Below are 12826 nucleotides of genomic sequence, written 5' to 3'. Positions count from 1 at the left end.
TACGGATGCAAGGCGATGAGTGTTCGGCGCCGGGATTTTTTGAAACTTGCGGGCGCCGCGCTTGCAACGCCGGCGTTGCTGCGCCCTGCGCATAGCGCCGAGACGGTCAGCCTCTACGATCTCGAACGCTTCGGCAATGTCCGCATCCTGCATCTCACCGACACGCATGCGCAGCTGAGGCCGGTCTATTTCCGCGAGCCCAGCGTCAATATCGGCATCGGTACGATGTGGGGCCAGCCGCCGCATCTGGTCGAACGCGCCTTCCTCGATCGCTACGGCATCCGCCCTGATAGCGCCGAGGCCTACGCCTTCACCTCGTTCGAATTCGAGAAATCGGCGCCGCGCTTCGGCCGGCTCGGCGGCTTCGCGCATCTGAAGACCCTGGTCGACAAATTGCGCGGCGATGTCGGCGAGCATCGCTCGCTGCTCGTCGATGGCGGCGATCTCTGGCAGGGCAGCGGGCTCGCCAACACCATGCAGGGCACCGACATGGTCGAGGCCGCCAATCTGCTCGGCATCGAGGCGATGACCGGGCATTGGGAGTTCACCTATGGCGAGGCGGCCCTGCGCGACAACCTCGCCCGCTTCAAGGGCGAGTTCCTGGCCCAGAACGTGTTCCTGACCGAGGAAGCCGCCTTCAACGACGCCAAGGCGTTCGACCCGGTCTCGCGCCGCGTGTTCAAGCCCGCGACGATCAAGGAGATCGGCGGGTTTCGCATCGCCGTGATCGGCCAGGCGTTTCCTTACGTTCCGATTGCGCATCCGAAACGCTTCACGCCGGACTGGACCTTCGGCATCCACGAGGAGGAGCTGCAGGCGCTGGTCGGTGAGTTGCGCAAAGAGAAAGCGGATGCGGTGGTGCTGCTGTCGCACAACGGCATGGATGTCGACCTCAAGCTTGCCAGCCGCGTGACCGGCATCGATGTCATCCTCGGTGGCCATACCCATGATGCGGTGCCGCAGCCGGTCGTCGTCAAGAATGCCAACGGCACCACGCTGGTCACCAATGCGGGTTCGAACGGCAAGTTTCTGGCCGTGCTCGATCTCGAGATCGCCAAGGGCCATATTGCCGACGTGCGCTATAGACTGCTGCCGGTCTATTCCGAGCTCCTGAAGCCGGATCCGGCGATGCAGGCGCTGATCGACCAATTGCAGCAGCCGCAGGTGGCTGTCTGGAGCGACAAGGTCGCCACCGCCGAGCGTCTGCTCTACCGTCGCGGCAATTTCGAAGGCTCGACGGACGAATTGATCTGCGACGCCTTGCGCAACGAGCTCGATGCCGAAATCGCATTCTCGCCCGGCTTCCGCTGGGGCCCCACCATGCTCGCCGGCCAGTCCGTGACCATGGAGGACCTCCTGGCACAGACCGCCATCACCTATCCCGAAACCTACGTCCAGGAGATGACGGGGAGCGAGATCAAGGATGTGCTGGAGGATGTCTGCGACAACCTCTTCAACGCCGACCCTTATCTACAGCAGGGCGGCGACATGGTGCGGGTCGGCGGGCTGACCTATCGCTGCGCTCCGTCAGAGGCGATCGGCCGCCGCATCTCGGATCTCAAGCGGACCGGCGGCCAAGCGCTCGAAGCCAACCGGCGCTACAAAGTCGCGGGCTGGGCCTCGATGAACGCGCAGACCGGCAAACCGGTGTGGGAGGTGGTCGCAAGCCATCTCCGGTCGGCCGCGCCCTCGATCAGCGCGCACAGCGTCGTACTGAGCGGTGTCGACGGCAATCCGGGACTGGCGGATCCGTCCTGACGGTGTGAGCGCCGATCCGCCTTGAGCACGACCGCTGCAATCATGCCGCTGTGCAGGACCACGGGTCTTCAGCAGAATATTATTCCATCTTCAGATGGAAGAGGAGTATAAACGAGCTGTTCTGCCAGCTCGCCGCAGTCCTTTTCGCCTGTCTGGCTCCACAGGGACGAAGGTCCTCCCAGCGCACGTCCTGGCCCCTCGTGGAGATCAGGCGCGACCGCTCCGTCTCCGGACGATGCCTCGCATCACGAGGCCCTCAGTCCAAATTGCGAGGATACGCCGATGATCTTCCGCCAATTGTTCGACAGCGTCTCCGGCACGTATAGCTACATCCTGGCGAGCCGCACGGGCGGCGAGGCGCTGATCATCGATCCCGTGCTGGAGAAGGTCGATCGCTACTGCCAGCTGTTGCGCGAGCTCGACCTGAAGCTGGTCAAGGCCGTCGACACCCATCTGCACGCCGATCATGTCACCGGCCTCGGTGCTTTGCGCGACCGCACCCATTGCGTCACCATCATGGGCGAGCAGACCAAGGCCGACGTGGTGGCGATGCGAGTCGCGGATGGTGACAGAATCGGAATCGAGGGCCTCAGCCTCGACGTGATGTACACGCCGGGCCACACTGATGATTCCTACAGCTTCCTGACCGGCGACCGCGTCTTCACCGGAGACACGCTGCTGATCCGCGGCACCGGCCGCACCGATTTCCAGAACGGCGACGCGCGGGCGCAATATGACTCGATCTTCAATCGGCTCTTGCGGCTGCCCGACGAAACGCTGGTCTATCCCGCCCACGACTACAAGGGCGACACCGTCTCCACCATCGGCGAGGAGCGCCGCTACAATCCGCGCCTGCAGGTCCGCTCAGTCGACGACTACGTGAGCTTGATGGCTAACTTGAAACTGCCTAATCCGAAGATGATGGACGTGGCGGTGCCCGCCAATATGCGAGTCGGGCTGCATCAGGAAGAGTTGGCCAAGCAGGGGCTATCGCTGTCGGCGCGCCAGGCGATCGAATGCCTGGGCAGGCCGGACGTGCTGCTGGTGGATCTGCGCGAAGCCAGCGAACGCGCCAAGCACGGCACCCTGTCGGGCGCGCTGCACGCGCCCTATCCAGCCATCGAGGACAGTCTCAGACCCGGCGGCATGCTGCGCGAGGTGGCCGCCGCCACGGGCCGGCGCATCGTGTTCTTCTGCGCCTATGGCGAACGCTCCGCGATGGCGGTGAACGCTGCGCAAGAGGCCGGGCTCGCCAATGCCGCCCATATCGAGGGCGGACTGGATGCCTGGAAGAAAGCCGGCGGCCCGGTGGTGGCCGGACTCGCCTGATCCAGCGCTGCGGGAATGCTGCAGGGGATGATGGGTACGCGCGACCTCGTCCGCCGTCGTCTCGGGCAAGCCAGCACAGCGAGCGCGACCCGGGATCCATAAACACCGCCGGTCCTGCGCGAGCGCGCTGGAGCAACAGCCCGTCTCCAGACAAGTAGTTGTGGTCGTCTGGCCTCGCCCGACCCAGCGCGGCACCCAATGAGGGATGCGCGCGTCCGCCTCCGCTGTCGTCCCGGGCAAGCGAGCAAAGCGAGCGCGACCCGGGATCCATAAACACCGCTGATCCTGCGCGGGCGCACTGGAGCCACAGCGCGTCTCCACACAAATGCTTGTGGTTATGGGTCCCCGCGTTCGCGGGGACGACGCTATTTTTGCTGGGGCAGCATGCGTCTCATGTTTCCATCGTGCGGCCAGCGATCAGCAACGATACCGGGTATCCGGACGCCGCAGGCAACAGCCTCTGGGGCGCGCATGTGCCATGCGGCTGCGTTCATGGACAATGAACCGCAATCGCCGATAGTGTGGCGCATTGTCGCGCATGCTGCATTCCATGGCCGGTCTCCGTCTTGCGGTAATAGGACCCGAGTTCCATGCGCCGGGAAGGAAACGGGATAATTCATGGCTGACGTCCTCACCGCATCGCAACAGACCGAGCTCCCGACCAGGGCGGCATCGTCGGTGCGCACGCTGGTGCTGGTTTCGCTCGCGCATTGGGTCAGCCATTTCCACATGCTGGTGTTGCCGATGCTGTTCCCGTTCCTCAAGGAACAGCTCGGGGTCGGCTATGTCGAGCTCGGCTTGCCGTTGACCCTGTTCGCGGTGGTGTCGGCGTTGACCCAGGCCCCCGTCGGCTATCTGGTCGACCACGCCGGCGCCCGCCGGATCCTGTTGCTTGGCCTGACGCTGGGTGGCCTGTCGCTCGTAGCCCTGGGTCTCTATCTGAGCTACGCGAGCCTCATCGTCGCAGCCGTGCTGCTTGGCCTCGCCAACGCCGTCTATCATCCGTCCGACTACGCGCTGCTCTCGGCGCACATGGAAGAGAAGCGGATGGGGCGCGCCTTCGGCGTGCACACCTTCTCGGGCTATCTCGGCAGCGCGGTGGCGCCGGCGATCATGGCGGCACTCGTCGCCACCATCGGCGGCTTCGCCGCTCTGATCGTCGCGGGCCTGGTCGGTCCGATCACCGCGCTGTTGCTGCTGCTGGGCAATGTGCCGGAGGTCCCGCCGCATCCGCATCACGCCGATGGCGGCAAGGCCAAGCAGCCGAACCTGCTGACCCCGCTGCTGATCCTGCTCACCTTCTTCTTCATGCTGCTCAGCCTCTCGAATTCCGGCATCTCGAGCTTCGGCGTGGTGGCGCTGATGAGCGGCTATGGCATCTCCTTCTCGAGCGCCAACGTCGCGCTGACCGCCTTCCTCGGCGCCAGCGCCGTCGGCGTTCTCGCCGGCGGATATCTCGCGGACCGGATCCGCCATCATAACCTGGTGGCAGCCGTCGCCTACGCCATCAACACGGTGCTGGTGCTGGCGATCACGTTCTTCACCTTGCCGACCGTCCTTCTCACCGCCGTGATGCTGCTGGCCGGCTTCCTCAGCGGCGTGATCGCGCCCTCACGCGACATGCTGGTGCGCAACGCCGCGCCTCCGGGCGCCGCGGGGCGCGCGTTCGGCATCGTCTCCACCGGCTTTAATTTCGCAGGCGTCGTGAGCCCGCTGCTGTTCGGCTGGATCATGGACATGAACGCGCCGCGCTGGGTGTTCGGCGCCTCCGTGGTCTTCATGGTGCTGACGATCGTGCTGGCGTTCTTCACCGAGCCGAAGAAGGCGAAGGCGTAGTCTCCTAGGGCGCGCCCGTCGACGCACTCGGTTGGGTGAGGGGTATCTCTCCGCAAACGACGCGCGTGGAGGCATACCCCTCACCCGACCGAGCCTGCTGCTCCATTTGACATGCCCTCTCCCACAGGCGGAGAGGGCGCAGCCGCAGGCATCTCTCTGATCTTCGCGCTACGCTCGGAGTTGATCTCGGCGCGAGCTGCTTCGCCGCGCAACGCTGCTGTCTCTTCCAGTAGGTTGACATCATTCCGCATCAGCCGATGATATCCCGATAACAACAACATCCGGGGAAGAACGCCATGACCGCTCAACCAGATCTCGTGATCCGCGGCGGCACGATTGCGGATGGAACAGGTCGCGCGCTCTACGAAGCAGATGTCGCCATGAGCGGCGGGCGCATCACTGAGGTCGGGAAAGTTCAGGCGAAGGGCCGCGAAGAAATTGACGCCAAGGGCAAGCTGGTCACGCCCGGCTTCGTCGACGTGCACACGCATTATGACGGCCAGGTGACTTGGAGCCACGAGATCTCGCCGTCGTCACAGAATGGCGTGACCACCGCAATCATGGGCAATTGCGGCGTCGGCTTCGCGCCCTGCCGCCCGGCCGATCATCAGCGGCTGATCCAGCTGATGGAGGGCGTCGAGGACATCCCCGAGCCGGTGCTGTCGGCAGGGATACCCTGGGCCTGGGAAAGCTTTCCTGAGTATGTGAACTGGCTGTCCGAGCGTGACTTCGACATGGATATCGGCACGCAGCTGCCGCATGCGGCGCTGCGGGTCTATGTGATGGGCGAACGCGGCGCGCGGCGCGATCCCGCAACGGCGGACGACAACCGCGCGATGGCGGCGCTCGCGAGCGAGGCCGTGCGCGCCGGCGCACTCGGGTTTTCCACCTCGCGCACGCTCAATCATCGCACCTCGACCGGCGACTACACGCCGACGCTCAAGGCCGGCGAGGACGAACTGACGGCAATCGCCGGCGCGATGCAGAGCGCAGGCCGCAGCGTGCTGCAATTCGTGCTCGACATCTCCACCATCCACGAAGATCTGCGGATGATGCTGCGGGTCGCGGAGAGAACGCGCTGTCCGATTTCTTTCTCCGTGACGCAGAATGACCGCGCGCCGGAGCGCTGGCGGCAGACGCTGGCCGAGATCAACGCGGCCGCCGCGGGCGGCCTCTCCGTCACGACCCAGATCGCAGCCCGGCCGGTCGGATTGCTGCTCGGGCTGGAGCTGTCGCGCAACCCGCTGCAGACCCATCCGAGCTACAGGAAAATAGCCCATCTGCCGCTGGCCGAGCGCGTCGCCGAGATGCGCCGGCCCGAGCTGCGCGCGGCGATCCTGAGCGAACAGGCCACGGCGACCGACGACCCGCTGTTCTTCCGGCCGAACTACGACAAGATGTATCTGCTCGGCGATCCGCCGGACTATGAGCAGCCGCCGGAGAACGCACTCGGCGCGCAGGCGCGCGCGAGAGGCTGCCGGCCCGAAGAGCTCGCCTATGATGCGATGCTGTCGGACGACGGCCGCGGCATGCTCTACGTGCCGTTCCTCAACTACGCGGACGGCAATCTCGATGCGACCTACGAGATGCTGCGCGATCCGAGCGCGGTGCCGGGCCTGAGCGACGGCGGCGCGCATTGCGGCATCATCTGCGATGCGAGCTTTCCGACCTATCTGCTGACGCATTGGACCCGCGACCGCAAGCGCGGCGACAGGCTGTCGGTCCCGTTCGTGGTTGCCGCGCAATCCCGCAAGACGGCACTCTCGGTCGGGCTCAACGATCGCGGCCTGATCGCCGCCGGCTACAAGGCCGACGTCAATGTGATCGACTATGACCGGCTGCATCTGCATCCGCCCAAGGTGCATTACGACCTGCCGGTCGGCGGCCGCCGGCTGATGCAGCAGGTCGATGGTTACGAGGCGACGATCGTCTCCGGCGTGGTGACGCGGCGGAATGGCGAGGCCACCGGCGCACGCCCGGGACGGCTGATCAGGGGCACACAGGCAAGCGTGCAGTGAACTGCTAGCGCGCTTGGCTTCCATCGACAACGTCGTCATGCTCCGCGCAGGTGGGGCATCCAGTACGCCGAGACGGTAGTGATTAGCATCTAACGGCGGTGGAATACTGGGTCACCCGCCTTCGCGGGTGACGACGCGGAGTCATGGCACGGCCGACGTCACGCGGAGTGCCAGATCTTACGCAAACTCCGGCGCTGTTGCCTCCCGAGCCGCCTGCAAGCGCGCGCGCTCGGTGTCGGGCCAGAGCAGCGCGAGGCCAAGCAAGCCCGAGATCACCAGGACCACCGCATTGACCTGGAAGCCAAGCAGAAAGCCGTCGAGCGCATTGGCGGCGCCCTGCACCACTCTGCCCATCACATTCGGCGCGATGATGCCGGCCAGAGTGTAGACCGCGCCGTAGATCGAGATCGCAGCTCCGCGCTGTGCGACCGGCGTGAACTCGCCGATCATCAGCGGACAGACCACGTAGATCGCTCCGGACAGACCGGAGCCGACCACGATCAGGGCAATCTGAACAGCGGCCGTGCCGCCATAAGGCACCAGCGCCATCAGCAGTCCGCCGACAACAAGCGGCGCAGCTCCGAGCACGCCGCGGGCGATGCGCGTCGAATAGCCGCGCGCCATCAGCGTCTGTGACAGCAAGCCGGCGGTAATGACGACGGTCGCACCGAAGATCCATGGCAGCACTGAGATGATGCCGGCCTGCTCCTGGCTGAAGCCGAGGCCCTTGATGAGAAAGGACGTGAACCAGGTCAGTCCGAGCGACAGCGCCCAATAGGCGCTGAAGGCCGCGGCGATGCAGCCGATGAAGGTGCGCGACAGCAGGAGCCGTGCGTAGGGCACACGGACCTCGCGCGTCGCAACCGCTTCGATCGCAGCCAACGGACCTTCCTTGCCGAGCACGAACCAGGCGGCAACCCACACCAGCCCGACCACCCCGAGCGCGCCAAAGGCATAATGCCAGCCGTAACGGACAATGATGAAGTTCAAGGCGGGCACCGCGATGATCACGCCGAAGGCCGACCCTTGCGTCAGGATGGCAGTCGGCAGCGCGCGCTTCTCGTCCGGGAACCATTTGTAGATGGCGTGGATTGCGACCGAGGCAGCCGGACCTTCTCCGGCGCCGAGAATGACACGGCAGATCAGCAAGGTCGTGAAGCCGGCCGCGCCGACCATCGGTAGCTGCGCCAGCGCCCAGATCAGCGCGAGCACCAGCAGGACCCATCGCGTTGCGATGCGATTGACCAGGAAGCCGACCGCAATTGCGGAGATCGAGAACAGGAAAAAGAACGAAGACCCGAGCAGGCCGAACTTCTCGGGGGTGAGCTCGAGATCGGTCATGATCGGCACGCCGGCGAGCCCCACCACGATCTTGTCGGCGAAGTTAACCACCATGAACAGAAACAAGAGACATGTAATGGTCCAGGCGCCCTTCGGAGTTTCCCTGGGCGTCTGCATCCGTGTGGCTGCGGCCATATGTTCCTTCCCGTCGTACTTCATTCGCCCTGTTGGCCGGGCATGACGACATGCTAGCCGCGCGACTCAAGCCGGCGCAACCCCGCGGGTTTGCCGGCCCCCCAACACGATACCGGAGATCTGCGCGCTGCTGTGCAAACGAGACCGTGATCTTGCACGTGAGCCTTGCTATATGCCGTGACGCAAAATGGCAGTTGGTCGTGTTAAGCGTTCGAAACCTGTTCAAGACCTATCGGTCGGCCGGTGAGCCGATCAGCGTGCTGCGCGGCGTCGACCTCGACGTCGCCAGCGGCGAGCGCGTGGCGCTCACCGGCGAATCCGGCTCCGGCAAAAGCACGCTGTTGCACCTCATTGCGGGCCTCGATGCGGCGGATAGCGGCGACATTAAGCTCGAAGGCGCCTCGATCGGCGCGCTGGATGATGCCGAGCGAGCGGCGCTGCGGCGCGAGCGTCTTGGGCTGGTGTTTCAGCAATTCAACCTGGTGCCGAGTCTGTCGGTCTCCGACAATCTCAGCTTTCAGGCCCGGCTGGCCGGCCGGCATGATCCGGCCTGGCACGCCGAATTGGTGGAGCGTCTCGGCCTTGCCGCCGTCCTGCAGCGCTATCCCGAACAGCTGTCCGGCGGCCAGCAGCAGCGCGTCGCCATTGGCCGCGCCTTGGCGGTGAAGCCGCTGTTGCTGCTCGCCGACGAGCCGACCGGCAATCTGGACGAAACGACGGCCGACGAGGTGATGACGCTGACCGGCGACCTGGTCAGGCGCACCGGCTGCGGCTTTCTGATGGTGACGCACAGCATGCGGCTGTCGGCGATGCTCGACCGGCACGTCACGCTCCACGCCGGACGCGTGGCATGAGGCGCGTGCTCTGGATCCTCGCTGTCCTGCTCAGCCATTGGCGGCGCCATCCGATGCAGCTTGCCACGCTGCTGATCGGGCTGATCTCGGCCACGGCGCTGTGGAGCGGCGTGCAGGCCCTGAACCAGCAGGCACGCCAGTCCTATGATCGGGCAGCGGCAATCTTTGGCGGCGCGCGCACGCCGATGCTGGTGGCGCGCGACGGCAAGGCGTTTCCGCAGGCGCTGTTCGCCGAATTGCGCCGCGCCGGCTGGCCGGTGTCGCCGGTCGTCGAAGGGCGCGTGCAGATCGACGGCCATTCGGCCCGGCTGCTCGGCATCGAGCCGATCTCGCTGCCGGTCGAGGTCGGCAACGCGCCGACGCTCGGCCGCAACGATCTGGAAGCCTTCCTGATCCCGCCAGGACAGACCCTGGTCGCGCCCGAAACATTGGCCGATCTCGAATTGAAGCAGGGCGACACGCCGCGGCTCAGCAATGATGCCACGCTGCCGCCGCTCAAGCTGCAGCCGCAGTTCGCCCCTGGCGTGCTGGTGGTCGACATCGGCGCCGCGCAACAGCTGCTCGGCAAATCAGATCAAATCTCGCGGCTCCTGGTCGGCAACAGCCATGGACCGCGCAAGCCGCTGCAGCAGATCGTCGGCGACCGGCTGATGCAGGTCGAGCCCGATGCCGAGACGGATCTGGAGCGGTTGACCGACAGCTTCCACCTCAACCTCACGGCCTTCGGATTGCTGTCGTTCGTGGTCGGGCTCTTCATCGTCAACTCCGCCGTCGGTTTGGCCTTCGAGCAGCGGCTGCCGATGCTGCGAACCCTGCGCGCCTGCGGCGTCTCCGCGCGGCAGCTGAACGCGGTGCTGGTTGCCGAGCTCGTCGTGTTCGCGCTGGCAGCCGGTCTCGCCGGCCTGGTCTGCGGCTATGTCATTGCCGCCGCGCTGCTGCCGAACGTCGCCGCATCATTGCGCGGACTCTATGGCGCGCAGGTGCCGGGCGAATTGAGCCTGCAGCCGGAATGGTGGCTCGCGGGGCTCGGGATCAGCATCATCGGCGCGCTCGCAGCCGCCGCGACCAGCCTGATCAAGGCGCTGCGGCTGCCGATCCTCAGCTCAGCCCAAGCCTATGCCTGGCAGGACGCGCAGCGGCGCTGGCTGAAGCTGCAGAGCGCGCTGGCGCTCGCCTTCTTCGCGGTCGCGGCCCTGCTGTTATGGCTCGGTCAGTCGTTGCTCGCCGGCTTCGGTGTGCTCGCGGCCCTGATGCTCGGCGCGGCGCTGCTGTTGCCCTCCATCCTGGAATTCGCATTGCGGTTGGGCGAGCGCGGCGCGCGGCAGGCGCTGGTGCAATGGTTCTGGGCCGACGGCCGGCAGCAAATCTCGGGATTGTCGCTGGCGCTGATGGCGCTGCTGCTTGCGCTCGCAGTCAATGTCGGTGTCTCGACCATGGTCGAGACCTTCAACCGGACATTCCTGGTCTGGCTCGATGGCCGGCTCGCCGCCGACATCTATGTCAGCGCCGCCGATGAGGCCCAGGCGCGCGCGATCCAGAGCTGGCTGCGGTCACGTCCCGAGGTGGAGGCGGTGCTGCCAGGCGGCCGCGCCGAGATGCAACTGGCCGGCGCGCCGGTCGATGTTCTCGGCCTGCCGGATCACGCGACCTATCGCGACCATTGGCCACTGCTGCAATCGGCTTCCGATGCATGGAAGCGGCTGGTGCCCGGCGATGCCGGCTTCATCAGCGAGCAATTGTCGCGCCGGCTCAATCTGTCGGTCGGCGATCACATCGATATCCCCGCGCCCGGCGGCGACTGGGACGTCGAGATCGTCGGCATCTATGCCGACTACGGCAATCCCAAGGGGCAGATCGCGGTGAACGTGGCAGCATTGACCCGCCGCTTCCCGGCGACGCCGCTGACGCGGATGGCGGTGCGCACCGACCCGGCCAATGTGCCGACCTTGATCGCTGCGCTGTCCAATCAGTTCGGCCTCGATGGCCGCAATGTCGTGGACCAGGCCAGCATCAAGCGGGAATCGAAGCAGATCTTCAATCGCACCTTTGCGGTGACGGGCGCGCTGAACGCCTTCACGCTCGGCGTCGCCGGCGTGGCGCTGTTGACCAGCCTGCTGACGCTCGCCAATGCGCGGCTGCCGCAGCTCGCACCGTTGTGGGCGATCGGGTTGACGCGGCGGCGGCTTGCGCTGATCGAGCTGTTGAAGACGTTGTCGGTCGCGGCGATCACTGCGTTCCTCGCGTTGCCGCTCGGGCTGGTGGTGGCCTGGTGCCTGATCGCGATCGTCAATGTGAAAGCGTTCGGCTGGCGGCTGCCATTCGATGTGTTTCCGCTGCACTTGATCCGGCTGCTGATCGTGGCGCTGCTGGCGGCGGTGGCCGCATCCTTGCTGCCGGTGCTGCGGCTGGCGCGCATGCAGCCGGCCGATCTGGTCAGGGTGTTCACCATTGAGCGCTAGGCGCACCATCATCACACGGCGTGCCTTTGCCGGCGGCGCTGCGCTGCTCGGGCTGATGCGATCCGCCCGCGCACAGGGCTTTGCGGGCTTGAGCGAGGACGCCAACGGCTTTGCGCAGGTGCTGCCCGGCAAGGCGTTCGTCTTCCCCGCCGATCACGGGCCGCACCCCGATTTCCGCATCGAATGGTGGTACGTGACCGCGAACCTGACCGACGTCGCCGGCAACGCCTATGGCCTGCAGTGGACGTTGTTTCGCCAGGCGGCGCGACCGGGGCCGCAGGGCGAAGGTTTCGCCAATCAGCAGCTCTGGATGGCGCATGCGGCGGCGACGCGCGCCGACAGCCATCGCATGGCGGAGAAATTCGCGCGCGGCGGCGTCGGCCAGGCCGGCGTGGTGGCCAAGCCGTTCCAGGCCTGGATCGACGATTGGCAGATCGCGGGCTCGGATCGCACCGATGATGCATCGCTTGCGCCGATCGAGATCGCAGCGTCCGCGTCCAACTTCGCCTACGCGCTGTTGCTCGAGGCGGATCGTCCCGTGGTGCTGCAAGGCGATCATGGTTACAGCCGCAAATCCGAGCGCGGCCAGGCGTCATACTATTACAGCCAGCCGTTCTATCGCGCGCGCGGTCATCTCAGCTTCGACGACCACTCGGTCGAGGTTTCAGGATCAGCCTGGCTCGACCGCGAATGGAGCAGCCAGCCGCTCGCGTCCGACCAGAGCGGCTGGGACTGGTTCGCGCTGCATTTCGTCTCCGGCGAGAAGCTGATGCTGTACCGGATGCGTCAGAGCAGCGGCGACTACACGTTGGGAACATGGATCGGCGACGACGGCCAGGCCCGCCCGCTGGGGCCGGACGGGATCATGATGACGCCAACGCGAAACGTGGAGATCGGCAGCCACGAGCTTCCGGTGAGCTGGCACGTGGATATCCCGGCGCTGTCGATCGCACTCGAGACCATCCCGCTCAATTCGAAATCCTGGATGGCCACCAGCGTGCCCTATTGGGAGGGCCCGATCAGCTTCACCGGCAGCCATCAGGGGGTAGGCTATCTCGAACTGACGGGATATTGAGGCCGCGCGTTCAAGGGGAAC

8 protein-coding genes are annotated in these 12826 nt (G+C 65.8%); 7 read left to right on the top strand and 1 reads right to left on the bottom strand.

The window, feature by feature from the left end; translation table 11 throughout:
* Positions 1 to 15: 15 nt before the first annotated feature.
* The 4 genes from soxB to ACQR1W_RS05220 all read left to right on the top strand — a co-directional run bounded on the left by soxB (position 16) and on the right by ACQR1W_RS05220 (position 6941).
* Complete coding sequence (gene soxB / locus ACQR1W_RS05235; RefSeq protein WP_434849818.1) at positions 16 to 1758, top strand: thiosulfohydrolase SoxB; 1743 nt, start codon at positions 16 to 18, stop codon at positions 1756 to 1758.
* Positions 1759 to 2040: 282 nt separating this feature from the next.
* Positions 2041 to 3087 (top strand): MBL fold metallo-hydrolase, encoded by a 1047-nt coding sequence (locus ACQR1W_RS05230; protein WP_434849817.1) that lies wholly within the window; start codon positions 2041 to 2043, stop codon positions 3085 to 3087.
* A 618-nt stretch (positions 3088 to 3705) separates the two neighbouring features.
* Positions 3706 to 4923 (top strand): MFS transporter, encoded by a 1218-nt coding sequence (locus tag ACQR1W_RS05225; protein WP_434849816.1) that lies wholly within the window; start codon positions 3706 to 3708, stop codon positions 4921 to 4923.
* A 296-nt stretch (positions 4924 to 5219) separates the two neighbouring features.
* Complete coding sequence (locus ACQR1W_RS05220; protein WP_434849815.1) at positions 5220 to 6941, top strand: N-acyl-D-amino-acid deacylase family protein; 1722 nt, start codon at positions 5220 to 5222, stop codon at positions 6939 to 6941.
* A 177-nt stretch (positions 6942 to 7118) separates the two neighbouring features.
* Here the strand turns inward: ACQR1W_RS05220 and ACQR1W_RS05215 are convergent, their stop codons facing one another.
* Entirely contained in the window at positions 7119 to 8417 is a 1299-nt protein-coding gene (locus ACQR1W_RS05215) for an MFS transporter (protein WP_434849814.1), read from the bottom strand.
* A gap of 200 nt (positions 8418 to 8617) precedes the next feature.
* Between ACQR1W_RS05215 and ACQR1W_RS05210 the strand changes: the two genes are divergently transcribed.
* Genes ACQR1W_RS05210 through ACQR1W_RS05200 form a run of 3 tightly spaced genes read left to right on the top strand, consistent with a single transcriptional unit; the run spans position 8618 to position 12805 of the window.
* The gene (locus ACQR1W_RS05210; RefSeq protein WP_434849813.1) at positions 8618 to 9271 is read left to right on the top strand and encodes an ABC transporter ATP-binding protein; all 654 of its coding nucleotides are present in this window, start codon (positions 8618 to 8620) and stop codon (positions 9269 to 9271) included.
* The gene (locus ACQR1W_RS05205; protein ID WP_434849812.1) at positions 9268 to 11730 is read left to right on the top strand and encodes an FtsX-like permease family protein; all 2463 of its coding nucleotides are present in this window, start codon (positions 9268 to 9270) and stop codon (positions 11728 to 11730) included. Before ACQR1W_RS05210 ends, ACQR1W_RS05205 begins: the two co-directional genes overlap by 4 nt.
* Positions 11720 to 12805 (top strand): lipocalin-like domain-containing protein, encoded by a 1086-nt coding sequence (locus ACQR1W_RS05200; RefSeq protein WP_434849811.1) that lies wholly within the window; start codon positions 11720 to 11722, stop codon positions 12803 to 12805. Before ACQR1W_RS05205 ends, ACQR1W_RS05200 begins: the two co-directional genes overlap by 11 nt.
* The last annotated feature ends 21 nt before the right edge of the window (positions 12806 to 12826 follow it).

Origin of the sequence: Bradyrhizobium sp. HKCCYLS1011 (assembly GCF_051167795.1) — a bacterium.
In the GTDB taxonomy this organism is placed as follows: Bacteria; Pseudomonadota; Alphaproteobacteria; order Rhizobiales; family Xanthobacteraceae; genus Bradyrhizobium.
This window is presented reverse-complemented; position numbering and strand designations above follow the sequence as displayed.